Genomic DNA, 23,623 nt, shown 5'->3' with positions numbered 1-23,623 from the left:
AAACGCCCCCTACGGTGGTATATCGCTTTTGTGCGTTCCACCCAATCAGAGTAAAATAGAAAATAGTACTTTCATAAAATTCCAGAGAGGATGACTTGTTACTTGGACACCGTCCCGATAGTGCTCAACCTACTGCTTGTTATATTTCTTGTTTTTCTCAACGGCTTTTTCGTAGCCGCAGAGTTCTCACTCGTGAAGGTGCGGCAGACGCGCCTGACACAGATGGTGAATGAAGGTAACAGACGTGCAGTCTATGCCCAAAAAGTAACGCATAAGCTAGACGCTTACCTATCTGCCTGCCAGGTCGGGATCACTCTCGCCTCGCTGGGACTGGGTTGGGTCGGGGAACCGGCCATTGCCCATATGATTGTGGAGCCTTTGCTTGGATCCTCAGGATTGCCTGGATATGCGATCTCCGCGATTTCTTTTGGTGTAGCCTTTGCGATTATTACGTTCCTCCACATTGTCTTGGGTGAGTTGGCTCCGAAATCATTGGCCATTCAAAAAGCAGAAATCACCTCGTTGTGGGTTGCCGCGCCATTGATGTTTTTCTATAAATTGCTTTACCCTGCCATCTGGTTCTTGAACGGAACCGCCAACGCTCTCATGAGACGACTCGGACTCGAAGCCATCTCAGAACATGAAGCGGCACATACGGAAGAAGAAATTCGAATTTTGGTCAACCAAAGTCACCAAAGTGGCCATATCGACCAAACCGAATTGGCTCTTGTGGAACAAGTTTTTGACTTCTCCGAAACCGTCGCTCGGGAAACGATGATCCCGCGCATTGATATGGTTTGCTTATATACGACGAATACCTTTGAAGAAAACCTGGAGATTATCCGCTCGCAGCGCCACACGCGTTTTCCGGTTGCAGCTGAGGACAAGGACAACATCATTGGTTTTGTCCATGCGACAGACTTCTACCTTTCTGCCTTGCAAGACGGAAGCGTAGAGCTGGATACGTTGGTCCGCCCTGTCCTGACCGTACCGGAAACCATGGAAATCAGCACGGTATTGCGCCTGATGCAGAAAAACCGTTCACAGCTCGCGATTGTCATCGACGAGTACGGCGGAACAGCCGGTCTCGTAACGATGGAGGATATTTTGGAAGAAATCGTTGGGGATATCCAAGACGAGTTTGATGAGGAAAGACCAGAGATTGAAAAGCTGGACAATGGCCTCTCTGTATCCGGTATGCTCGTATTGGCTGACCTGAATGACCATCTTCCGTTCGAACTCGAATCCGAAGATGTAGACACGATTGGCGGTTGGTTGTACAGCCAGTTGGAAGAAGACATCGCTGTTGGTGCGACAGTAGAATGGGAAAACCACCTGTTCACCGTCAAGCAGATGGATCATCACCGTGTCACACGCGTTCTGATTACGCGTTTGGAAAAAGATGAATCGGAGCAACAAGAACTGTTGACCGTCTCCTAATCATCACACCCTTAACACAAACCCAAGCCCCACACCTGCTTACTTGCCTGGTGTGGGGCTTTTTCTATTTGTCTACGTGATTCCCTGGTCCGTTAGTTGCTTCCAGTTGTCCACGCCGTTGTCCTCCAAAATCCCCATTGTCACATCGCTAATATCCGGGTCAGTCAGCAAGCTGTCGCGAATGCGATATTTAATATCGTCCGCCACAGCAAGGCTCAGTCCCGTCCGCAGCTCGACGTAGCTCTCCACATGGTAAAAACGCCCTTCCTGTACAATCCGCAGCTTGTTGATGTCCGTCACATCCGGATCAGCAAAAATGACTTTGGCTACCCGATCCTCGATTTCTTTGGGGGCTGCAATACCAATTAAACCGACCATGTTGTCGTACCCTACCCTGAATGCCACGCCCACCATGAGAATCCCGATCAGAATGGTGGCAATCCCGTCCAGCAAGGCAAAAGAAGTAAACGTAGTGATGATAACGGCAATCAGCGCCAATAACGCACCGAGTGTAGCTACGATGTCTTCGTAAAAGACAAGTCGTGTCGGGGGAGCCGCACGTCCTACATTCCGAAAGGCTGCAGGGATGACAGCAAAGCCTTTCGCTTCCACCCGAGCTTCATGAACGATTTCGAACATCACTTTCACCAGCACGTATCCATCCACAATGACCGCCAGAGACAAAATGATGAAATTCAACCAAAAATGGCTGGATTCTGCTGGCTCGGAAATGAGATGCAAGCCTTTGATAATGGTTTCGTAGGCCATGATGGTTACGACGATCACAGCGACCATACAGAAAATATTAATGATACGACCAAAGCCTGTAGGGAACCTCGGTGTCGGTTTTTTCTCTGCGAGTACGCTGCCAAAGAAAACGAAGAACTGGTTGACCGCATCGGCTACAGAATGCATCGCCGACGCAAACATGGCTCCACTCCCGCTATAGACAGCCGCAAAGCCTTTTGCGATAGCAAGCCCTGTGTTCCCCAAAGCCGCTGTCGCCGAGGACGTATTTCCCTTTTTTAGCATTGCCCAGATAGAGCTCATGGTTTTGCCATTCCCTCCTTGAACGAGACGATTTCCTTTACTATTCCCTATTCGTAAGGAGTGTTCCTTATGAGAAATGGAACATATACACAAAGAAAAGGCAGACATCCGAAGGGGAATATCTGCCTTTTGCCTTTCCTTAATACCGCTACCTTATGCTACTAATTTCAATCCTGCTACTGCTATAATCACCACGGCGATACATAAGATCCGCAGCTTGTCTTTTGCTTCTCCATAGAACAACATCCCAACAAGAGCGCTACCTACCGTACCAATCCCTGTCCAAACCGCATAGGCCGTTCCCATAGGGATTTCTCTCATGGCAAAGGACAAGAGGAAGAAGCTGAGGGAAAAGCCACCGATCAGTACCGCAAAGGAGCGGAGCGAAGGCTTCTGGTTGACCTGTGTAATCCCCATCACGCCTACGACCTCAAACAACCCCGCAAAAATCAAGGATACCCATGTCATGCTACTTCACCCTCCCTCTTCGGCTTCTCTTCATGATCCGGTGTGACCAGCTTCAATCCAAGGATTCCCCCCAGAAGAAGCGCGATCAAGCCCACTTTTGCCCAGCTAAACGGTTCTCCAAACAGGACCATTTCGCTAATAACGGTACCGGCCGTACCCAAACCGACGAAGATCGCATAAACCGTACTCGTCGGCAGCTTTTTCCCTGAATAGACCAAAACACCAAAGCTGATAATAATCGCAATAATGGTTAACACCCATGACCAAAAGCTGTCGGCGTGCTTCAAGCCCGCTACCCACATGACTTCAAATACTGCTGCTACGACAACCATCAACCAATATTTCCCCATGTTCTGGCTCCCTCCTCTTTCTTTTACGCGCATAGCAACGGACGTATCCGTTTTTATCGTTCCCCAAAATACATACTCATCCAAGATGGCTCAGGCTTTCCGAATGCAAAAAAAGCCTCGGGTGAATACCATCACAGATATTCCTCCCGGGCTTTTATCCCTCCGTGTACACGACCGTGGTCGTGGGTTTTCTCTCGGTCCTGACCGGCCAGATGACTGACCGCGGAACCCTAGAAAACTCCGTACATATGCAGTTATTTTCTTGGGGTAACTCCCATCATCATATCAAAAAACGCCGCGATTGGCAATGAACGTAAGCGCTTCGCTAAAAAAGCAAAAATCCCAAGCTGATAATGGCGCCTGTCACAATCAGCATCATCAAGCAGTAACCCATGATATCCCTCGCACCCAATCCAGCAAGAGCTAGCACAGGTAATGCCCAGAATGGCTGAATCAAGTTCGTCCACGCATCCCCCCAAGCAATGGCCATCGCGACTTTTGCATGGGAAACGCCCAGCTCAGTGGCAACAGGCAGCATGATTGGTCCCTGTACTGCCCATTGCCCTCCACCAGAAGGAATGAATATGTTCAATAAGCCCGCACTCCAAAACGTGAACAGCGGGAAGGTAGTAGGCGTCGAGATGCTGATAAACCATTGAGAGATACTCGCCGCCAATCCTGAAGCCGTCATCATCCCAATGATCCCAGCATAAAACGGAAACTGCACGACGATCCCTGTCGTCGTTTTCACCGCTTCATTCATGGCATCCAAGAACTTGCGCGGTGTCCCATGAAGGAGTATACCCAGAAACAAGAAGCCCATGATGACGACATCCAGATTCAGCTTAAAGCCTTTATCAGCAAAATAGTAAATCAAATAAATAATTCCGAGTACTGAAACAAGAACCGAGATCAAACGGCTGTTTTCCATTTGAGAAGCAGGAGTATTGTCAATTGTAGTTTCAGTAGCAGCAGCCATTTCTTGTTGCGCTATCCCTTCTCCCTTGAATACAATCGTATCTTTTTCGGCAGGCATCATGAATCTGTTCACAATCGGGAGGACAATCATGATTGCGGCTACAATGGTCAGATTCATCGGTGAAAACATCGTTTCCGAAGTAGGAATGACACCGATGATGTTTTCCAGGCTATGCTTTTCCGTAGCGATCGTCAAAGGAACAGAGCCGGCAAGCCCTCCGTGCCAGACGACAAACCCGCCATATGCGCTGGCGACGAGCAATCGATAGTCTACCTTTTCCACTTGATTGGCAAGAACGCGTGCCAACAGTGCACTGATGACAAGGCCAAATCCCCAATTGATCCAGTTCGCCACACAGGAAACGACTGTGACGAGTACAATCGCTTGACCTGGCGTCTTTGCCAGCGATCCCAAGGCATTCAAGCCACGCTTACAAATATTCGTACTGGCTAGCGTATGACCCGTAATCAAGATCAAGACCATCTGCATCGTAAAGCTGAGCAGGCTCCAAAAGCCGCCCCCCCAGTAGTTGACCATTTCCATCGGCGTTTTGCCATTGACGACGATCCCGGCAACAAACACGAGGAAGGTCAAAATGATTGCAAATAAAAAGGCGTCTGGCAAATAGCGTTGCACCATGCGGACCGAAGCATTCGTTAACGCTTGAAACACATTTTCATCCCCTTTTCTAAAAGCATTCGTGTTCTTGTGCTTTTCGATATAGCAAGAGGGATGCCAATCTGTTTTTCAAGGAGAATGAATGCGCTTTCAAAACATTTGCTCTGCTATGCTGACTACTTTTTGCACAGTATGACACTTGTTTGCGCACATCGGGTGACTAGTCTCTTTCGTCCATTGCCGAATCCAATCCGTACATTTGGAGCTTGTAGAGCAGTGCCCTCCGTGATATGCCCAGCCTTTTCGCTGTCTGTAGCTTGTTGCCGCGTTCTTTGCGCAAGGCATGGGCAATTGCTTCCTGCTCAACCTGGGCAATGATTTCCCGCATGGTTCGTCCTTCATAGCTGATTTTGCCAAGGCATGGGGTTGGTTCGCTCATCTTGTTTTCCTGAAGAGGGGATAAAACATGCTCGTGACCGATAACTGCTCCTCTACTCAAAACAACAGCCCGTTCGATCGTATTCTCTAGCTGACGAACATTGCCTGGCCAGTGATAGGCGATTAGCGCTTCCGTGGCAGCAGCGGACAAGCAGAGGTCATGCTTCCCTGCCTCTTTTCCATATTTAGCGAGGAAGTGACGGATTAGCAAAGGAATGTCCTCTTTTCGCTCACGAAGCGGCGGCATGCGAATCGGAACGACATTGAGCCGGTAGTATAGATCTTCGCGGAAAAGCTCCTGGCGAATTCTTTCCTGCAAATCACGGTTGGTAGCAGCAATCACACGGACGTCAACCGATACGGTCTCGATGCCTCCTACCCGGATAAATACGCGATCCTGCAAAACCCGCAGCAGTTTTACCTGCAAAGAAAGGCTCAGTTCTCCTACTTCGTCCAGGAACAACGTACCTCCATTCGCAAGCTCCAATAGTCCTTGCTTGCGATGAACGGCACCTGTAAATGCCCCCCGTTCATATCCAAACAACTCGCTCTCCAGCAAATTTTCAGGAATCGCACCGCAATTGACAGGAATGAGTGGCTTGTCCGCCCGCGGGCTATTGGAATGGATCGCTCTTGCAATGAGCTCTTTGCCTGTTCCGCTCTCCCCTTCAATCAAAACAGTGGCTTTAGACATCGCTACTTTTCCCACCAGCTTGTACACGTTTTGCATAGCCAGACTCAGGCCAATCAAGCTGGTTCCGTTTGGATTCGCTTGCTCTTCCTGTAGGACTCTTCCGACTTCGCCTTGCTCAAGCAGCTCTCCCTGTGTAAGTGCGTGAGCAACGACTTGTTTGACCTGCCCCAAGTCGAATGGCTTTTGCACATAATCAAATGCTCCCAGCTTCATGGCCTCCATGACGTCACTAGCGGAACCATAGGCAGTCATCATCACGACTCTCGGAATTCTTCCCTTTCTCTCGTTCAGGCGGCGCAATGTATCCATACCGTCTACATGAGGCATACGCAGATCCAAAAGCATGACCTGCGGGCAAAAGCGTTCGACCTGTTCCAAAGCCTCTACTCCACTGCCAGCCTCCATGAGCTCGTATCCCATTTTGCGCAGCGTAGTTGACAATGCCTTTCTTACATTGGCCTCGTCGTCTACGATCAGCACTTTGCTCGTCATCACAATCCTCCTTTTGCCCGAATCGGCAGTACGACGGTGAAACAAACGCCTTCGGGGGTATTTTGAGCAACAATATGTCCGCCATACGCTTGCACAATCCGTTGGGAGATCGCCAGTCCCAGTCCCGTACCTGTTTGCTTTGTCGTGAAAAACGGTTCGAATATAGCCAGCAGATTTTCTTCCGCAATAGGCGGACCGTCATTCGTTACATGAACATGCACATCATTATTTATGTTGTTGATTTCAATCTGGATACGACCTTCCGTAGGCTTTGCTTGCAGTGCATTGTGCAATATATTCAAAAACACCTGCTTTAACAACTCTGGCGAAGACATCACGGCAGGAATATCCTCGTTACACACAAGCTCCACAATCACTCCGCTAAAGCCCTCGACATGTTCCATCAGCTTGAGCGTGTGCTGGATTACCTCTTGCACGCGCACAGGTACATTCGACTCTTCATTGGGACGAGAAAATAACAAGAGCTCGTCAGCAAAACGGTTCAAACGCTCGACTTCCTCCACAATAATCCCTGTATATTCCCGAGACTCATGATCTTTTGGCCATTCCTCCTCGATGATCTGGGCGAAGGCTTTGATGGCCGTTAACGGATTGCGTACCTCATGGGCAATGCTAGTCGCCCACTCACCTATGACTGCAAGCCGCTCAGCTTGAGCCAGCCTTGACTCCATCCTCCGCCATTGTGTGCGATCCTCCAGCACGACGATAGCCCCCAGTACTTCATCTATCTTATTTTTCCAAATGGAAGAGCTGACCTTTAGCCAGATCACGCCCCTGTCCCGATGCTGATGGCGCCACATAGCATCCCGGATAGCTTGACCGTTTTGCAGCGTATCCAACAGGATATGAAGGAGAGCCTCACTCTCTGTAAAAACTTCCGTGAAATGCATCCCCTTTGCTCGACTGGACGAGAAGCCAATCATATGTATCGCTGTCTCATTCCATGCAATCAGGTGCCCGCTCTGATCTAACGCGAGGACCCCACTGTCCATACTATTCATGATAGTCTCCGTACGGCTACGGCTAGTCTGCAAGTCACTCGCCAGATTGTTGATCGCACCTGTAATTTCTCCAGGCTCTCCGTCCATTCTCCTTAATCGAAAGGAAAGGTCTTGGCTAAGCCGCTTTAGCCCTGACTTGATCTCTGACAGAATCACTTCAAAGCGATGGACGAGCAAACCGCTGGCCGCTGCTGCGATCATACAGCCAATGCCCAAAATCGCATAAATGCTTTGTCGCATTCCCGCGAGTTGTATATCAATCGTAGACATGAGCTCATTCGCCCAAGCATAGCCGATCACTTGATCATTGCGAATGAGTGGAACCATGGCGTTCATGATGTTGCCACGTACTTGTTCGCCGATTACTACATCAATCTGCCGCGTCTGCATGACACTGCGACCCGGATGGGTTTCGCTAATTGATTGTCCTATGTACAAGCTCATTTCACTGCTGGGTCCATACGTCACGATGGAATCGAGAGCTGCGGAATAATAGCCGACGCCAATTCCCGGGTGGGCTAGAGCGATCCGATCTGTAAGCGCTTGCATTTCCTCGTTTAATGCTTGGAGCTTGTGCTCTTTTTCCGCCTTTTCTAAACCAGCTTCCACGACGATTGTGTCAAAATCTTTCGACAGCGCAAAATCCAGCTGCTGTGTGATGGCGATTAGCTTTTGTTTCTTTTCCTCCAGTAAAGCCTGCTCTGCCGATTTTACCAATACGATTCCGGTAACGATAATCGGTAAAATGGTGACAACAATGACAGCCACGACAAAACGTATGCGGTACAGATATGTTTTCATTGTAAATGGCCTCCTTATGGTATTCTAACATACAGAAGCATCACACACAGGAAGGGAGGAACGTACATATGACAACCGTTTTGTTCGTTTGTCTGGGCAATATTTGCCGCTCGCCCATGGCCGAAGCTGTATTTCGCCATCTCGTAGAGGCGGAGGGATTGGCAGGGGAAGTATCTATCGATTCAGCGGGAATTGGTGGCTGGCACGCAGGTGAACCCCCTCACAAAGGTACACAAAAGGTGTTGACCGAAAATGGGATTGCGCATGATACACTGCGTGCTCGCCAAATTGTCACACAGGACTTCTCGGAGTACGACTATATCGTCTGCATGGATGAGGAAAATTTGTCCGCACTCAAGCAGATGGCGCCGTCAGGGAAAAAGGTGTACCGCCTGCTTGACTTTGCCGATTCTGCCCAGGAACAAAACGTGGAGGACCCTTATTATACGGGGCGATTCACGTATGTGTATGACCTGGTGAATGCGGGTTGCCGCGGGCTCTTGAACGAAATCAAAGCCAATATCGCCAAAAAGGGATAGCCCGTCATCAGGGCCATCCCTTTTTCTTATACCGCGACCGTCTCCTTCTCAAGCAGTCGATTCAACCAGCTCTTCGTACTCCCAATCAAGCGTTTGTAGCTGTCCGCCGAGGAAAAGGTATGATCTCCCCCTACAACTACTTCTGTTTCGCAGCTCCCCCGTCTCCGCAAATGCAGCTCTCGCTCATAATGGAACATGGCATCCACTGCAATGACATCATCCCGATTGCCATGCAGGATTAACACATCTCCCTCAAACTGCTTGGCTTGACGCAGCGGAAGAGCGGTACCCAGCGACTGAAAAAAGCGCTTCTCCAATCCGTAGCCCAAATGATCCGTTTTACCGTAGGAAAGTGCTTCCTTGTATTCCTTTTCCCCCACGATCCGAACGATATCATCGAAGGGACGTGCAACCGGTGCCCATAGGATGAGCGAGTGTATTCGTCTATCCTGGCTCGCTGTCAATACACTGACTGCACCACCCAAACTATGCCCTAACAGGCACACACGCTCCTGATCTACCTGTTCCAGCGTAAAAACATGGTCGAGAACATCTCGTGTTTGCGCAAGCAGGACGTCCAAACCACCTGCCCCATAATCGCCGTCGCTTTCTCCGCAGCCTCCGTAATCGAAGCGCAGTACGCCAAAACCGTGTGAAGCTAATTCTCTGGCAGCTTTTACAAACAAGCGGTTCACACCAATCCGACTGCCGATAAAGCCATGGCAAATGACAACCAACGGGTACTTCACTCTGGTCTTGCCTGTTGTGCATGTAGGTTCATGCAAGGTAGCTGTCAACGAAATCGTGTCGCTAGGTATTTGTAAAATCCGTTCCAAAGAACTCACCTCTTTTATTTTTACTATTCCGAGTTGTTTACTTAGTTATTATGATTATTATCTTCATTTTCATGAACGCTGTCAAGATGAACCGGAAAACTCAATGAAAAATCATCGTGCACGGTTTATGATGGAAGGAAACGAGGCGCAACATAAGAAGGCTTGCTTTGCTAGAGCTGTTGCATCGAAGATAGAATTGTGAGGAGAAAACTATGTCCGATTTGCGGAAAGAAACCTTAGAAAAAATAAAAAACGGTGATTTTACCTGTTCCAAGGAGCTGACCTTGTCTATGTTCAGCGGAAAATGGAAAGTCGTGATCCTGTGGCATTTAGGGGTAGAAGGCCCGCATCGCTTTAGTGAGCTGCAACGGCTATTCCCAAAAATCACACATAAAATGCTGACGAATCAGTTAAAAGAGCTAATCGAAGACGGGATTGTTCACCGGGAAGTATACCCGGAGGTCCCTCCTCGCGTGGAGTATTCCATGACGGAGCTGGGGATGACTTTGTTGCCCATTGTGGAAATGATGTATGAGTGGGGCGAAATGCGGATGGGGCAGTTGAAGCTGGAATTGGGGGAGAACTCTGTTTAGCTGTTGTGGTGGGGAGGAAACAGGAGAAAACGCTCAGATTCTTGGAACACCTGCGCGGGAGCATGGGGTGCCCGGCTCCGTGAAAAATAGCGAAACCGCGTCCAAAGTCGACTGTTCAGGATGTGTCTCAGAGGTGGACGCTAAAGGCAGTTTCTCTTTTTTTCACTGCGCCTCGGTAGGTGTGTCCAAAGATCTTCGCTTATTTCTCCTGTTTCCTCTGCGAACTTTTGTGATTCCACCTTCTTTTTTAATAAAGGAATAAACCTCTTGAATGCTACTCTCAAGTTGTAAACACTAGCTACTTGGGAAGAAGCACATTTCCAGTCCTAGCGCCTCTGGAGCCCTACCAAGCGGGGAAATAAATGGCGGGGGTTTTCAGCTTCAACCTCTGCGAATACATCCTCGAAACTCTACTTTTGAAGCGCTCCCGCTATTTATTTCGGAGCGGACAGTCTAACCCCTTGCGGGGCGTAGGCCGAAGCGTAGACTGGAAATGGGCTTCTTCCCCTCCACTACAGCTACTATATAAACAAAAACAAAAAAGGATAGCCTCCAGAGGAAGCTATCCTTTTTATTACGGATTCACAGTATTTTTCGGTGGAGAGGCCAGATCACGCAGGATTGCTACCTCTACCCGTCTGTTTTTCGCTCTGCCTTCTGCCGTCGTATTCGGCGCTACCGGATGGTATTCTCCCAAGCCTGTTGCGCTGAACTTCGTCGGGTCGAGGTTTTTGTTTTCCAGAAGCACCTTCAAGAAGTTAACGGAACGTTTGGCACTGAGATCCCAGTTGGACGGGAACTCAGCACGGCGAATCGGCACATTGTCCGTATGACCAGTTACCGTCACTTTTTTCGGGTGGGGTACCAGCATCGCAGCCATTTCACTCGCAAGCTTTCTCGCTTCCGGTTTCAGATCGGCCTTACCGGAGTCAAACAACGCATTGTCCAAAATGGTGATCAGCAGTCCTTCTTCGGTCAGCTTGGTCTGGAGCTTGTCCTGCAGCTTGTTTTGCTGAATGTATCCGTCCAGCTTTGTCTGTAGCTTTTTCAAGTCCTCTGTCTCTTTGCGGACCGCTTCTTCCAGACGCTTTTCTTCTTCTGTCTTCTGTTTTTCTGCTTCCTGTGCGCCTTTGTGCAAGGTTTGCTGCTGAAGCTGCGGGTCTAGCGGTACCGGGCTTGGGTAGTTCATGACTCCCGTACCGCCGTTGATTGCAACGCTGAAGGACCGAACCATTTGGTCGAACTTCTTCGCATCCATCTCGCTAGAGGCGAACAACACGATAAACAAAGCGAGCAGAAGGGTGAGCAAGTCCGCGTATGGAATTAGCCAAGACTCGTCCATATGCTCTTCATGATGAGCATGTCTCTTTGGTCGCTTAGCCATTTACCGCAGCTCCTTCCTCCCTCTTCTCTTCCTTCATTTCTTCTTTCATTTCCGCACGCTCTTGGTATGGAATGTAAACCAGCAGCTTTTGCTCAATCGCAGTCGGGGATACACCTGCTTGAATGGAAAGCAATCCTTCGACCATGATTTTTTTGATTTCAATTTCTGCCTTTGATTTCCGTTTGAGCTTGGTTGCGAACGGGTGCCATAATACGTAACCCGTGAAAATACCGAGCAAGGTAGCTACGAACGCAGCCGCAATCGATATACCCAATGCATCGATGTCACTCAAGTTACCCAAGGCGGCAATCAGACCCACAACCGCACCCAATACCCCGAGTGTCGGAGCGTAGCTTCCCGCTTGGCTAAAGACGAGTGCCCCTGCCTGATGGCGTTCTTCAATGGCGTGAATTTCTTCATTCAGAACATCGCGAACAAAATCCGGTTCCCCACCATCAATAATCATCTTCATGCCGTTACGCAGAAATGGATCTTCAATCTCATCAGAAGTGTTTTCCAGTGCAAGCAATCCTTCGCGACGAGCGATGGAAGCCCAGTTCATAAACTGACCGATCAATTCTCTTTTTTCAGGGAGCTTTTCTTCTTTAAAAATTATCTTGAAAAGGGCAGGAATACGCTTGATTTCCGACATGGGAAATGCGTTGAAAAGGGCAGCAATCGTACCTACGATGATGATCATAAATGCTGCTGGATTCAGTAATGCCATCGGACTTGCATGCTTCAAGATCATCCCGACTACTACTGCGACAATACCTAAAACTATACCTATCAAGGTAGACTTTTCCATCGTGACACTCCCTACTTCCATAATCGAAATCTATCTATATATGGTTTCGGAATTTTTGCTCTCACTTGTGAGGCTTTTTGAAAAAAACCGCTCATCCAAACGACTGAACTAGTCCAATCATGACCAAAAGTCCCAGGATAAACGAAAAAGTCGCAGATCGAGCATGACCATCTCCATGGCTTTCGGGGATGAGCTCCTTGTAAACGATGAACAACATCGCGCCTGCGGCAAAGGAAAGCCCGTATGGCACCAGCCCGTGAACAACAGAGGTTAAATAATAGCCACAGATCCCAGAGACGATTTCAACTGCTCCGGTCATCGTTGCCAAAAGAAACGCCTTGAAGCGACTGACCTTTTGATTGATCAGAAAAAGTGCCACCAGAAAGCCTTCTGGTGCATTTTGCAGACCGATTGCAAAAGAAATCAGGCCACCCAAGCCAGACTGTTCACTCGAATAGCTCACGCCAACGGACAAGCCCTCTGGAATATTGTGCAAGGTAATCGCAGACAAGATCAGCAGCGATTGCGAATCCATCGAAATGTTGATTCTCGTATGCTCCAAATCGATATGCGGGACGATGCTTTCCAACACCGTAAGCAACAATGTTCCGGTAAGCACTCCCAAACAAACGATAATAAATGGCGCGCTCTGAAGTGCCTGTGGGATCAGACTGAATGTCGAGGCAGCCACCATAATTCCTGCCGTGAACGCCAGCAATATATCCCGCCATCGATGTGATACCGATTTGAAAAAAAGGATAGGCAAGGCGCCCACACCAGTAGCCATGGCAGAAAGAAAGCTACCTATCAGTAGTTGTTCCATGTATGTTCCTCCACGTAAAAATGCCGCTCTCTTCAGATATCCGGAACAAACGGCCTTCTACTATCATATTTCCCGTATGGAGACGGTACGCCTTTTTGTTAGGTCTTTTTTGTTAAGCGGATCACATCCAGCAAATCGACTTTTTGCCTTGTTTTTTCATGATACAGCCATTTTTCCTGAACATGATCCACAAATAAAATTCCGTCTAAATGATCGATTTCATGCTGCATACAAACGGCAAGGAATCCGTCTGCTGCAAGAATTATTTCCTCGCCTTGTCTGTTCAACGTCTTTACCTTTACATGCTCGGCTCTCTTAACATTGCCAAAGTAACCAGGAAAAGATAAGCAAGCTTCCATTCCGATTTGTTCGCCACTCTTTTCTATGATTTCTGGATTAATGAGCTCAATTAATCCATCTCCGCAATCCATGACAACCACCCTGCGAAGAATGCCTACTTGAGGTGCGGCAAGGCCAGCACGGCCGTCCGTGGCATATAAGGTTTCAGCCATTTCGTCCAGTAGCTTGAACGTTTTCGCATTCAGTTCATCCACTGGCTTGGCTACTTTACGCAAGATTGGGTCTCCAAAAGGCAAAATCTGTTTCACTGCCATATTTTTATGCTCCCTTCACTCTATTAGGCGGTGTATACGCCCACAAGTCATTTGGTGTACATTCCAGAGCAGTACAGAGTGCATCAAGTGTCTCGGCTTTCATTTGTTTGGGTTGACTGGTTAGTAAAGCACTGATGGAGGCTGGAGACAAACTGTAATTTGCTCTCTCTTTTAACAGCCTTGCTAAAGCGGCCCCCGTCCAAACTCCTCTTTCTGCCATTACTTTTCGCAACATCCAGACAAGCATCTTTTCACCCCGTATTTTTTGGTATTAACTAATTTTATTAGGCAACACCTAATATACCATATTTTTCATACTGAATACAAAAACGCCAAAAACTTGGCGTTTTTGACGTTCTACGTTTCCGATCGATATGTTTTTCCCAACTGATCACCTAGACCAAAATAATGACGGAAGTTGTAGATCAATGGATTCCATGCTTGAGGATTCACGTGATGAGCACTTTGTACAATTTGTTTGTCTGCATGAACCTGACGCACTTCTGTCTCCACGATCGCAAACATGTCGGCATATTCCGGAAAACGGATGGTGCGGACCACTGCTTCGAGTTGAAGCGGGCATTCTCCTACTCGCTTTGGACGAACGATATTAGAATCAACAGGAGTCAAATTGGCTGCCTGAAACTTATCCGCTTCATAGCGGAAGCCCAGCTCCTCTTTGTAGGCGGGTACGGGATTGCGGCCTGTTAGCGGAGCCAACGCTTCCACTTGCTGCCACATCGAGGCATCCGGCAAATTGATAACACACTCCGGCCGCTGACGCAAATTTTCCAATCCATGCGAGCCAAGTCCGAGTCCCAGAATGACAAAATTTCCTAACGCCCATGACGATGAGATGGGACTGATGTTTGTTGTTCCATCTTCATTTTCAGTCGTCAACAGGACAACGGGGGTTCCGTAATACAAAATCTTCGGTTGGATGGTCGTATGGCTTGGCATGAACATAGCCTCCTTTGACTAGAATCAATCTTGCTACGACTTATTCTAGTCGAGGATTATTTCCATCGCGCTCGAAGTATGAATGTATGCTTACCTCTGCAAATTAGCGTGCTCCAGCTTTTTGCAGGATTTGTACGATCTCGTGATAACCTCGTTCATTTGCACGATATAGGGGTGTTTTTCCTTCGCGATCCGGGATGTTCACATCAGCACCGTGGTCGATTAACAGTTGGACCATCTCTTGTTGTTTTTTTCCACCATCGTTCAATACGATTGCTTCCATCAGTGCTGTCCAGCCCGGATTGTTCACATGGTTGACGTCTACATCCGTCCGTGTAAGAATTTCCTTCGCTACTTCTACATATCCATGTTCTGCCGCTGGAATCAAAGGTGTTCCTCCGAAGCGGTTGTAGATCTTCGTATCTGGACCTGCATCGATAACCAGCTTCAATATCTCCAGGTATCCTTCTGCTCCCGCATACAAGAACGGATTATCTTGCCGGTCGTCCTGAATATTGATGTCAGCCCCTGCTTCAATGAGGACCTTCACTGTTTCCACATGGTTGCCGTGTGTAGCGGCCATCACTGCTGTTCTTCCACGATCATCCTGTGCGTTTATCTCAGCCCCTGCTGCCAAGCTAGCCTTGACTTCATCGGTTTTGCCCTCGGCTGCTGCAGAGAGCAGTTTTTTGTTCCGTTCTTTCACTTCTTCTTGAGATAGAGTTGGTTTTTTCCCTGGTTGAGACCGTTGTTGTGACGGCTGTGGTGTTGCTGGTTGTTGTTGCTGTACGGTCGTTACAGCCGGAGCTGTTACGGACGGTTCATCCACACAGCCAGTCAACAGCATTCCGAATGGGATTGCAGTGAAAATGAGTTTGTACATTTGGCACCTTCCTCCATGGTAAGTCATTGCGATATAGACCTAAGCCCGGTTGCGTACCGAGCTTAGATTGCCGTTAAACCTCAGAATCCATCGTAGTCTGTAGAGATAAACTCCTACTAAACCTGTCCTTAATGAACTATTTCCTAAAGATTAACTTTTTCTAAAAAAATGAGAATGAAAAGAAAAAAACGCCAATCATGTTGGCGTTTTGCGTTCGTTTGCACATTATAAGCCTACACCTTAAATCGACGAATCATGTGCTGCAATTCTTCTGCCATATTGGAAAGAGCTGTCGCTGACGAAGCGATTTCCTCCATAGAAGCGAGCTGCTCCTGTGTAGCAGCGGAAACGTTTTGCGTGCCATCAGCAGTCAAGTCGGAAACTTCTCTGACCAGCTCCATCGCTTGTACGACTTGTTCGGAATGGGCAGACACTTCCTGGGCAGATGCGGACACGTCGTGTATCTGGTCAGCTACTGTACCAATCGAGCTCTGAATTTGACCGAAAGTTTCCCCCGCACGATGAACGACGCGAATTCCTTCTTGTACTTCCCGCGTGCCTGACTCCATCGATTCAACCGCGACTTTTGTATCTGTCTGAATCGTACTGATCAACTGCGCAATTTTTTGGGCGGACTGAGCCGATTGCTCCGCCAGCTTTCGCACCTCATCTGCTACGACCGCGAATCCACGGCCATGCTCTCCTGCGCGTGCTGCTTCAATCGCTGCATTGAGGGCCAGCAGATTGGTCTGATCCGCAATGCCTGTTATGACCTCAATAATCTCTCCGATTGCTTGAGAATGATTGCCCAGACCATCTACCACGGATGCGAGCTCACGCATGGAGGTGTGGATCGCATTCATTTGTTGAACCGCTGCCTGAATCGACTGGTTCCCTTCTCCTGCCATGTTGGCGACTTCGCTCACCATATTGGATGTTTGTTGTGCGTTATTTGCGATTTGACGAATTCCTCGTGACATATCATCAATGGATTTCGCCCCATTCTCCACACTCGCTACCTGGCGATCGACACCTGCTGCCACTTCTTGAACAGTAACAGCAATTTGTTCAGTGGCCCTACTCGTCTGATCTGCACTTGCCGTCAATTGCTCAGCCGATGAGGCTACCTGCTCGGAAGTTCCGCCTACCTGACGAATGACTGTAGTTAAACTTCTAGTCATATTATTGAACGAATTCGCCAGATCCAAAATCTCGTCACGACTCTTGACAACCAATGGCTCCACACGCAAATCACCATCAGCCACTTTCTTCATCTCTTCCATCAAACGCAAGATCGGTCGACGGATGCTTGACGTCAGTACGACAGCTAGCGCTACACACGCAATGATAGAGATAACCAAGAGAATATTTAGGTCCCGCCTGACTGACTCATAAAGTTCCGCACTTTCTGCGCCAGCGCGTTGTGCTCCCTCACTGTTACTCGTCATCATGGCATCCAAATATTTCTTGCGTTCTACAAACAATTCACTGCCTTTTTTCTTGATGCGCTCCAGCTCGGCCATGTCTGCATCCGTAGCTGGTCTTCTGATGTCGACCTTTTTGGCGATTGCCACGTATTGCGGACTGAAATCCTCGTATTTTTGCAGCGCCTGCTTCAATCCTTCAAAATTGTTACGGTCCTCTTCACTAAAGATCGTTTTTTCATAGCTTGCCAATAAGCCGTCCATATAGGCAAATTGTTCATCAACTTGCTTTGCGTACTTGTTCTTGTCATCCATGTTCTCTGTCGTAAGCATGGTTTGCGTAACTCCATAAACGGTTTCCAGCGTCATGTTGATCTTCAAAATATCTTCCAGACCTGGGCGCCAGTTCGTATTCATTTCGACCATCTTCTGATTCATTTGTTCCATCTTGATAATGGTCGTGATCCCCATAAACAGCATAATGACCAGGATCAGCGCGTACGCACTACCCAATTTTTTTCCGATCGTCCATTTCATTTCGTAAACACCACTTTTCTTGACATATGATGATAGCGTAATCTCCTTTTCCCTCCCAACTGATGGAATAAACCTTATTGCGCACAAAAAAATGGATTTTTACACAAAAATTAAAATCCACAATTCAGAAAACTCCTGTAAGATAGATGAAACTAAAGCGGAATGGAGGACTGTTCATGCAAAACTACGACGTCATTATTGTGGGAGCAGGATCGATGGGAATGGCGGCTGGCTACTATCTGGCGAAACAGGGCGTGCGTACACTCATGATCGATGCCTTTGATCCCCCACACACAATGGGCAGCCATCATGGGGATACCCGTATCATTCGCCATGCGTACGGAGAAGGAAAACAGTACGTCCCGCTCGCATTGCGGGCACAACAGTTGTGGTCAGAACTCGAACAAGCATCTGGTATACCGATCTTCGCCAAAACGGGTGTTTTGAACGCTGGACCCTTGAATTGTACTTTCCTGAATGAAATTCGGGAGAGCGCCGAGCAGTACTCCCTTCCCCTGGAAGTACTCAGTGCCACTGAGGTCATGCAACGCTGGCCAGGAATCAATCTGCCTGCTGATTACTACGGTTGCTTGGAGCCTGCTTCAGGTGTGCTTTATTGTGAAAACGGCATTCGTGCCTATCGAGATCTCGCCCTCGCTTCAGGAGCTACACTGTTGACGAACACGCCAGTCACGCAGTTGGAACCAGCAGAAAATGGGTTCATCGTGCATACGGAATCTGCCAGCTACCACGGCGATAAAGTCCTGCTATCCGCCGGTGCTTGGAATGGTTCGCTCCTGGACTCATTGGGCTTGTCCATCCCGCTTAAGCCTACACGCAAAACGGTCGCCTGGTTTGGTGCAGATGAGGGCCAGTACAGTGCGGATGGCTTTCCCGCTTTCATCTTTCGCCTTGATGACTCCATGTTCTACGGATTTCCCAGTTTTGATGGCGCTGGTGTAAAAATCGGACGCCATGACGGAGGACACGCCATCGATCCCGATAAACTGGAACGTACCTTTGGCACCTATTTGTCGGACGAAGGCTGTGTTCGCTCTTTTTTGGAAACGTATATGCCTGGAGCAGCCGGACCATTGCGCCAAGGCAAGGTATGCATCTACACGATGACACCGGATGAGCATTTCGTCATTGACCGTCATCCTCAACATCCACAGCTTGTATTTGCAGCGGGCTTTTCCGGGCACGGTTTTAAATTCGCCAGTGCGATCGGGGAAGCGACCAGCCAACTGCTGGTAGAGGGAGCCTCTTCCCTTGACCTGTCTATGTTTTCTTGGAAGCGATTCTCCTGCCCCTAATAGAGATTGTTCAAAAAGCCTCTCGCCGCATTTCTGGCAGGAGGCTTTTGTTCGTTTTACCACTCCCAAGACAAAGAACCGATCTGCGCTGTAATTCGACTGCTTGCTTGTATGGGATGGCCGAAAGCTCGCATGGTAGAACGACCGTTGTCGTAGGGAAACAAGTAGGCGAAACCAGGCCGAGTCGCCTGATTGACCAGATAGGCTGACCTCATTGCGCCTTCTCTTCGTTGTTCATTCAAAAACGCTACCATCTCATTCGCTCGTTTGATCCCCGCACCATGCCCGTAATACAAGCCATTGCCGAGCACAACTGCATTTTCCCCTTGCCACTGCGGTGTCGCGCGATCGTAATCAGGATTCGCAAAATAAATTACATCACCAGGCAAGAAGGTATTTGTCCTGATTGTTTGCAAGTCCAGATCCTGATCGTACCGCCAGTCATACAGCAAGATGTCCGAAAACATTCTCTCAAAATCCGGTAAACGAATGGACTGTAGGACTGCATGATAAATAATAATGACCATCGCTGTAGCGCATTCCGTGGCGTATTTTTGGCCCTCAAGAAAAATATTGATAATCCCGTTGGATGGCAGTACTCCGGGTCGCAAGCGGAATCCGCCCTGGTCTGTTCGTATCCAGTAAACTGGATTGGCACGAGATTCTTCAAAAGTAGAAAAGGCCAGGCCGCTTTCGTGCAGTGCCAAGGCAGACCTCACCAGATGATCGCGCATGTTCAGTTCAAATTGCAGGAGCTCAGGAGTTGGATATTCAAATGTTTCATCACTACGTGCCATAATCGCTACTGTTTCACGCTGTACCGGATTTAATCCCCATTCCGCTGCCAACGAGGCGGGATTAGCTGGTCTCCCCGCTATGACGATCATATACAACCTCCCCTTCACACACTGTCCTTCTTATTTGTATGCGAAAGCCTATGTCCACGTGATCGACTAAGAATAGCCATCAGAGAAGCATGGAAGCTTCTTTTGGATTGAGTCAACATAGTGGTGAAGAAGAAAAAGCACAGTTCTCTTCGACTCTGACACGCCAGCAGGGGGGATTCACTGGACGTCTCCACTACAAAAAGGGGACCGTCGAGCCAAAGCCACCCTACGGGCGGAAGTTTCTCAAGGGAGCAGTGTTCGACAAGCGTGGTCTCCTTTTTGTAGTTCCGACTGGGCAGGCGTTGTCAAGGTCTGCGAGTCCTGTGCTTTTTCTTCTTACTAGCCTTGTGCGTTGATCGGTACCTTCTAAAACTTGCACGTTGTGCTCATTGAAAATAGAGTAATAGACTGGAATCCTTGATATGGCGGGAGTTCTTTCACGAAAAATCTTCAGTCTCACAGAATAAGATTTAGACTTGTACCCAAATTTAAAAAGCCGCTGACTAAGACTTGGAAAATAAAGTCTTAGACTGCGGCTGCTTATTTTGCGCTAACGTTCTCCGATAGTTGAAAAGTGCTGTTGATCATGACGATCTATATGTATTCCTAACCTTGGGGAATGTCTTAAAGAAGCTGCCATTATTTCGGCTTCTTAAGACATATGTTGAGGATCAATCACTTATTAATCAAGCATGAGATACCAATAAATTGCTATCTCATCACTATCTTTATCTAGACCTGTGTAGACGTAGGAATCGAAACCTCCGATGACAAAACCACAACTTTCGTTGAATTTACATGCGCGGACATTATTATTTTGTTTCTCCAGCATGATTCCCGTCATACCGCCATCCTTCATCCAGCGTTTAGCCTGATCGATTAGTTTTTTACCGACATGGTATCCTCTATATTGCTTATCAACTTTAATATCTTGACATAGGCATATTTGTTCCAATTTCTTTTCAAAACAATCCGACCCACAACTTGATTAATTTACGAGCGCTACATAAATGATTTGATGGGGATTGCCGATATAGTTGGAATCATCCTCAACAGTATCTTCTTCAAGCTGTTCATCATCTTAGCTTTTATTCCTAAGAGGTCTCTCCTTCACCAATTATCCGATTCGCTGTCCCACTAGTTGCAAGACAAGGGTAAAGTCCACGATAAAGCTGTACAATCATTGCTTAGCAGGTGCGACAGCTATTTCATCGTTAAACCCGTTAGCTTAGTGATGCCCACGACAGTCTAATACTTTATTTTCCGGTCTAACACTTAATTTTTCAGTCCACAGTGCTTCTTCCCTACCACAACTTATAACTCAACTTTTGCACCTGATTAGACGATGTGAAAGCAACGCAAGCACGGTGTAACCTCAATAGAAATAGTTCTCTTGACAGAATACCAAAAAATCAAAAAAACCTACGGGATGCGTTGGGGTATTGAAGTATTCTTTAAAACGGTAAAGTCTTTAATGCGTCTTCAGAAGGAATTTCAAGGTCGGTCCTTCGATCTATTAATTAGCCATACAACCATTGTATTTGTACGCTATATTGTACTCTCTTAGGAACACCGCTCTAGCAATGATACGAGGACGTTAGACGGACTATTTTCGAATTAGTGATGAAGTTAGCCAATTGGAATTGGTGATTGCTTTGCAGACACTGCTCGACTTCATAGAATATACAGTCAAGAAAGCCAACAAAAAAAATCACAAATTTAATCAAAGTACAACTACAACAATGGATGTCAGGATTTCCTAATTAAATCAAGGCCTACCTGTCTATTTCGTGCTGCGAAAGTTGAGTTATAAATCACTTTTTCGTAGAATTCACCTGTAAAATCTCTTTAGCGTAGGTTTTATGACATTTGGCTTAAAAAACCATTTTACATTAAAACTTTAATATTATATTATTAACATATATTTACATATTTTGGATAAAAAGGAGGCAAGCATACATTTTTAAATGTATGCAAATAATTATGAAACGTAAAAGTATCATTAGTTCTTTTCTAGTTATGGTATTACTTTTCTTAACCCCAGCTTATTCGCTCGCTTCTGGAATCGACAATTCTAACGTTGATACGGATCAGGTAATTACTAAAGACACCGTTAGGGAGTTCATTGATACCTTAACAGAATCAGATTACGAGCAAGATCCGTATTTAGAAAGGACTGTTAGTGAATTAGAGGAATTACTATCTAAAGACGATGAATTCCCTCTCCAAGAAGTAAATGAGATACTTGATAAGTATACCAACCAATCAAAAAGCGAAATGGATTTAGATGATTTTGAAACACTTCAAAATGAATTAGCGAGAATAGATGAATCAGCACAAGAATTTTATTCGGAAAACTATGATTTTTATGAACAAAATGGTTACTTCCCTGAGGAAGATGAATCTATGTCATTCACAGTAAGAAGTACTAACGCTATGGCCCTTAATCTTTTAAAGCAATATGGGGTTAGATGGACTGAAAGCCAGTTAGTTGCAAGATTAGCAACATTAGGAGCTATTGCTGCTATTGATGGTCCAGTGCCGGTAGGGGACTTTATTGCGCTAATTGGCGGTGCTCTTATTCTTAGTCCACACTTCGACAATTATGTTGACAATTTAAATGATATTAAAAATTTTCTTGAAAGTGTTTCGTTGAGAGATGCCGTTTCTAGAGTTACTGGAGCAGTTGAACTTACTTCTGAGGCGAAATATGAAATCAGAAGAAATAGAGTTAAACATTTTACAGCTAGATTAGCTTTTGATGGTTATGGTGGAGTTGAAGTACAAAATCCCATTTCGTTAGGTACTGCGCAATTACGCGCTCGCAATGGAAAAGACACATTTAGTGTTAGAAAAAGTCGTGCAGAACAAGTAGTTGATCAAGATGGGTATTCGTTTTATGATGAAGGTCCGCATTACGGTCTAGGACAACTTGCCAATCTCCCCCATTACCATTTGACAGAAGAGGGAAATTTAAATAATAAATTAAGGGGTCATCACTTTTTTCCATACGACCCATTTGATTAGGATGTCTACTTACTCTCCCGAGTGAATATTCTCATTTCGTAAAAACTGAAACCTCTCCGCTCACATAATTGTGAGGGTTGAGGTTTGTTTTTACTCTATTACTATCAATTTTTTCTGATACAATGACTTCATCCTATAAGAAAGGTTGGTATGGGTAGTAATGAAGAATGAAAGTCAACCTTACACGGATTTTGGAGAAATGTACCGAGATATCGATTTCGCAGCAGAAGCTTACTACAACGAGTTTTTTCATGCCTACAAGACGGATGGGCGATTCCCCGAAGTATATACGCTCGAGCAAACGAAAAGAGCTTCTAGTGCCATCCAACTTCTTCAACTCTTGGAATGGGAATGGAACCCGGTTCGTTTACTGGCATTACTATCGACAGTAGGTGCTGCCCTAGGAATCGGACGCCCTATACCTGTTTTGGATTTTTGTACAATGATTGAAGGTATGAATCTAATAACTTCTCCATATGCAGACTACTATATTGAAAAGAAAGACATTCTTATAGCTACGTTGGAGATGTTTGCAAATGAGGAACCATAGAAGTTAAAAAGCACGTTATACCGTTAAACCCCGCCTCGACTCTGATAGAGCTTTTGGCGGGGTTTGGCAATTTGCAGAGTGCCTAATTTG

Annotated in this window: 23 protein-coding genes, 1 pseudogene and 1 riboswitch; of the genes and pseudogenes, 7 read left to right on the top strand and 17 right to left on the bottom strand. The window is 47.0% G+C overall.

Going from position 1 to position 23,623, the window contains the following annotated elements; genetic code table 11:
- The first annotated feature begins 102 nt into the window (after positions 1 to 102).
- Positions 103 to 1,440, top strand: a complete 1,338-nt coding sequence (locus HP567_RS07360; RefSeq protein ID WP_173611264.1) for a hemolysin family protein — start codon at positions 103 to 105, stop codon at positions 1,438 to 1,440.
- A gap of 72 nt (positions 1,441 to 1,512) precedes the next feature.
- Here the strand turns inward: HP567_RS07360 and HP567_RS07355 are convergent, their stop codons facing one another.
- From HP567_RS07355 to atoS, 6 genes are all read right to left on the bottom strand, one after another.
- Positions 1,513 to 2,490 carry a cation diffusion facilitator family transporter gene (locus HP567_RS07355; protein ID WP_173611263.1) on the bottom strand — a complete coding sequence of 326 codons (978 nt, stop codon included), beginning with the start codon at positions 2,488 to 2,490 and terminating at the stop codon, positions 1,513 to 1,515.
- Positions 2,491 to 2,643: 153 nt separating this feature from the next.
- Positions 2,644 to 2,958, bottom strand: coding sequence for a DMT family transporter (locus tag HP567_RS07350; protein ID WP_173611262.1), 315 nt, complete (start codon positions 2,956 to 2,958; stop codon positions 2,644 to 2,646).
- On the bottom strand, positions 2,955 to 3,308 hold the full coding sequence (locus tag HP567_RS07345; protein WP_173611261.1) for a DMT family transporter: 354 nt from the start codon (positions 3,306 to 3,308) through the stop codon (positions 2,955 to 2,957). Before HP567_RS07345 ends, HP567_RS07350 begins: the two co-directional genes overlap by 4 nt.
- Before the next feature lie 141 nt (positions 3,309 to 3,449).
- Positions 3,450 to 3,553, bottom strand: a riboswitch (guanidine-I (ykkC/yxkD leader).
- A gap of 80 nt (positions 3,554 to 3,633) precedes the next feature.
- Positions 3,634 to 4,959, bottom strand: coding sequence for a short-chain fatty acid transporter (locus HP567_RS07340; protein WP_173611260.1), 1,326 nt, complete (start codon positions 4,957 to 4,959; stop codon positions 3,634 to 3,636).
- Positions 4,960 to 5,125: 166 nt separating this feature from the next.
- The gene (locus tag HP567_RS07335) at positions 5,126 to 6,529 is read right to left on the bottom strand and encodes a sigma-54-dependent transcriptional regulator (protein ID WP_173611259.1); all 1,404 of its coding nucleotides are present in this window, start codon (positions 6,527 to 6,529) and stop codon (positions 5,126 to 5,128) included.
- On the bottom strand, positions 6,529 to 8,352 hold the full coding sequence (atoS, locus tag HP567_RS07330; RefSeq protein WP_173611258.1) for a two-component system sensor histidine kinase AtoS: 1,824 nt from the start codon (positions 8,350 to 8,352) through the stop codon (positions 6,529 to 6,531). Before atoS ends, HP567_RS07335 begins: the two co-directional genes overlap by 1 nt.
- Before the next feature lie 68 nt (positions 8,353 to 8,420).
- Here atoS and HP567_RS07325 point away from each other — a divergent pair, with 68 nt between their 5' ends.
- Entirely contained in the window at positions 8,421 to 8,891 is a 471-nt protein-coding gene (locus HP567_RS07325; RefSeq protein WP_173611257.1) for a low molecular weight protein-tyrosine-phosphatase, read from the top strand.
- Positions 8,892 to 8,917: 26 nt separating this feature from the next.
- Here HP567_RS07325 and HP567_RS07320 read toward each other — a convergent pair whose 3' ends face one another.
- Positions 8,918 to 9,736: an alpha/beta hydrolase family protein gene (locus tag HP567_RS07320; RefSeq protein ID WP_173611256.1), complete on the bottom strand. Its 819-nt coding sequence runs from the start codon at positions 9,734 to 9,736 to the stop codon at positions 8,918 to 8,920.
- A 203-nt stretch (positions 9,737 to 9,939) separates the two neighbouring features.
- On the opposite strand from HP567_RS07320, the gene HP567_RS07315 reads away from it, so the two are divergent.
- Positions 9,940 to 10,320, top strand: a complete 381-nt coding sequence (locus tag HP567_RS07315; RefSeq protein ID WP_012684609.1) for a winged helix-turn-helix transcriptional regulator — start codon at positions 9,940 to 9,942, stop codon at positions 10,318 to 10,320.
- 574 nt (positions 10,321 to 10,894) lie between these two features.
- Here HP567_RS07315 and motB read toward each other — a convergent pair.
- From motB to HP567_RS07275, 8 genes are all read right to left on the bottom strand, one after another.
- Positions 10,895 to 11,704, bottom strand: coding sequence for a flagellar motor protein MotB (motB, locus tag HP567_RS07310; protein ID WP_173611255.1), 810 nt, complete (start codon positions 11,702 to 11,704; stop codon positions 10,895 to 10,897).
- Positions 11,697 to 12,512, bottom strand: coding sequence for a flagellar motor stator protein MotA (motA, locus tag HP567_RS07305; RefSeq protein WP_173611254.1), 816 nt, complete (start codon positions 12,510 to 12,512; stop codon positions 11,697 to 11,699). The genes motB and motA overlap by 8 nt, the downstream gene beginning before the upstream one ends.
- Before the next feature lie 91 nt (positions 12,513 to 12,603).
- Positions 12,604 to 13,335, bottom strand: coding sequence for a ZIP family metal transporter (locus HP567_RS07300; protein WP_047073459.1), 732 nt, complete (start codon positions 13,333 to 13,335; stop codon positions 12,604 to 12,606).
- Between the two features lie 98 nt (positions 13,336 to 13,433).
- Positions 13,434 to 13,949, bottom strand: coding sequence for a peptide deformylase (gene def / locus HP567_RS07295; protein WP_173611253.1), 516 nt, complete (start codon positions 13,947 to 13,949; stop codon positions 13,434 to 13,436).
- Positions 13,950 to 13,953: 4 nt separating this feature from the next.
- On the bottom strand, positions 13,954 to 14,196 hold the full coding sequence (locus HP567_RS07290; protein WP_173611252.1) for a helix-turn-helix domain-containing protein: 243 nt from the start codon (positions 14,194 to 14,196) through the stop codon (positions 13,954 to 13,956).
- Positions 14,197 to 14,306: 110 nt separating this feature from the next.
- Entirely contained in the window at positions 14,307 to 14,909 is a 603-nt protein-coding gene (locus HP567_RS07285; protein ID WP_173611251.1) for a flavin reductase family protein, read from the bottom strand.
- A gap of 103 nt (positions 14,910 to 15,012) precedes the next feature.
- Positions 15,013 to 15,792: an ankyrin repeat domain-containing protein gene (locus tag HP567_RS07280; protein ID WP_173611250.1), complete on the bottom strand. Its 780-nt coding sequence runs from the start codon at positions 15,790 to 15,792 to the stop codon at positions 15,013 to 15,015.
- A gap of 233 nt (positions 15,793 to 16,025) precedes the next feature.
- Positions 16,026 to 17,753, bottom strand: a complete 1,728-nt coding sequence (locus tag HP567_RS07275; protein WP_173611249.1) for a methyl-accepting chemotaxis protein — start codon at positions 17,751 to 17,753, stop codon at positions 16,026 to 16,028.
- Between the two features lie 176 nt (positions 17,754 to 17,929).
- Between HP567_RS07275 and solA the strand changes: the two genes are divergently transcribed.
- Entirely contained in the window at positions 17,930 to 19,069 is a 1,140-nt protein-coding gene (solA, locus tag HP567_RS07270; RefSeq protein ID WP_173611248.1) for an N-methyl-L-tryptophan oxidase, read from the top strand.
- Between the two features lie 56 nt (positions 19,070 to 19,125).
- Here the strand turns inward: solA and HP567_RS07265 are convergent, their stop codons facing one another.
- The gene (locus HP567_RS07265; protein WP_173611247.1) at positions 19,126 to 19,956 is read right to left on the bottom strand and encodes a protein-glutamine gamma-glutamyltransferase; all 831 of its coding nucleotides are present in this window, start codon (positions 19,954 to 19,956) and stop codon (positions 19,126 to 19,128) included.
- A gap of 682 nt (positions 19,957 to 20,638) precedes the next feature.
- A complete protein-coding gene (locus tag HP567_RS29960) occupies positions 20,639 to 20,911 on the bottom strand; it encodes a GNAT family N-acetyltransferase (RefSeq protein ID WP_330873239.1) in 273 nt (90 codons plus the stop codon).
- Between the two features lie 450 nt (positions 20,912 to 21,361).
- Here HP567_RS29960 and HP567_RS30105 point away from each other — a divergent pair.
- From HP567_RS30105 to HP567_RS07250, 3 genes and pseudogenes are all read left to right on the top strand, one after another.
- Positions 21,362 to 21,723: pseudogene (locus tag HP567_RS30105) on the top strand (IS4 family transposase); the annotation flags it as partial.
- 216 nt (positions 21,724 to 21,939) lie between these two features.
- Positions 21,940 to 22,983, top strand: a complete 1,044-nt coding sequence (locus HP567_RS07255; protein WP_173611246.1) for a hypothetical protein — start codon at positions 21,940 to 21,942, stop codon at positions 22,981 to 22,983.
- 160 nt (positions 22,984 to 23,143) lie between these two features.
- On the top strand, positions 23,144 to 23,533 hold the full coding sequence (locus tag HP567_RS07250; RefSeq protein WP_106785582.1) for a hypothetical protein: 390 nt from the start codon (positions 23,144 to 23,146) through the stop codon (positions 23,531 to 23,533).
- The last annotated feature ends 90 nt before the right edge of the window (positions 23,534 to 23,623 follow it).

It is taken from the genome of Brevibacillus sp. M2.1A (genome assembly GCF_013284355.2).
Classification (GTDB): domain Bacteria; phylum Bacillota; class Bacilli; order Brevibacillales; family Brevibacillaceae; genus Brevibacillus.
Note: the sequence above shows the minus strand (reverse complement) of the source record. Positions and strands in the feature narration are given on the sequence as shown.

Excerpts from the sequence above, each read along its gene's own strand:
- HP567_RS07355 (WP_173611263.1), bottom strand. The coding sequence starts at position 2,490 with ATGAGCTCTATCTGGGCAATGCTAAAAAAGGGAAATACGTCCTCGGCG.
- HP567_RS07350 (WP_173611262.1), bottom strand. The coding sequence starts at position 2,958 with ATGACATGGGTATCCTTGATTTTTGCGGGGTTGTTTGAGGTCGTAGGC.
- HP567_RS07345 (WP_173611261.1), bottom strand. The coding sequence starts at position 3,308 with ATGGGGAAATATTGGTTGATGGTTGTCGTAGCAGCAGTATTTGAAGTC.
- HP567_RS07335 (WP_173611259.1), bottom strand. The coding sequence starts at position 6,529 with ATGACGAGCAAAGTGCTGATCGTAGACGACGAGGCCAATGTAAGAAAG.
- atoS (WP_173611258.1), bottom strand. The coding sequence starts at position 8,352 with ATGAAAACATATCTGTACCGCATACGTTTTGTCGTGGCTGTCATTGTT.
- HP567_RS07325 (WP_173611257.1), top strand. The coding sequence starts at position 8,421 with ATGACAACCGTTTTGTTCGTTTGTCTGGGCAATATTTGCCGCTCGCCC.
- HP567_RS07315 (WP_012684609.1), top strand. The coding sequence starts at position 9,940 with ATGTCCGATTTGCGGAAAGAAACCTTAGAAAAAATAAAAAACGGTGAT.
- motB (WP_173611255.1), bottom strand. The coding sequence starts at position 11,704 with ATGGCTAAGCGACCAAAGAGACATGCTCATCATGAAGAGCATATGGAC.
- motA (WP_173611254.1), bottom strand. The coding sequence starts at position 12,512 with ATGGAAAAGTCTACCTTGATAGGTATAGTTTTAGGTATTGTCGCAGTA.
- HP567_RS07300 (WP_047073459.1), bottom strand. The coding sequence starts at position 13,335 with ATGGAACAACTACTGATAGGTAGCTTTCTTTCTGCCATGGCTACTGGT.
- def (WP_173611253.1), bottom strand. The coding sequence starts at position 13,949 with ATGGCAGTGAAACAGATTTTGCCTTTTGGAGACCCAATCTTGCGTAAA.
- HP567_RS07290 (WP_173611252.1), bottom strand. The coding sequence starts at position 14,196 with ATGCTTGTCTGGATGTTGCGAAAAGTAATGGCAGAAAGAGGAGTTTGG.
- HP567_RS07285 (WP_173611251.1), bottom strand. The coding sequence starts at position 14,909 with ATGCCAAGCCATACGACCATCCAACCGAAGATTTTGTATTACGGAACC.
- HP567_RS07280 (WP_173611250.1), bottom strand. The coding sequence starts at position 15,792 with ATGTACAAACTCATTTTCACTGCAATCCCATTCGGAATGCTGTTGACT.
- HP567_RS07275 (WP_173611249.1), bottom strand. The coding sequence starts at position 17,753 with ATGAAATGGACGATCGGAAAAAAATTGGGTAGTGCGTACGCGCTGATC.
- solA (WP_173611248.1), top strand. The coding sequence starts at position 17,930 with ATGCAAAACTACGACGTCATTATTGTGGGAGCAGGATCGATGGGAATG.
- HP567_RS07265 (WP_173611247.1), bottom strand. The coding sequence starts at position 19,956 with ATGATCGTCATAGCGGGGAGACCAGCTAATCCCGCCTCGTTGGCAGCG.
- HP567_RS07255 (WP_173611246.1), top strand. The coding sequence starts at position 21,940 with ATGAAACGTAAAAGTATCATTAGTTCTTTTCTAGTTATGGTATTACTT.
- HP567_RS07250 (WP_106785582.1), top strand. The coding sequence starts at position 23,144 with ATGAAGAATGAAAGTCAACCTTACACGGATTTTGGAGAAATGTACCGA.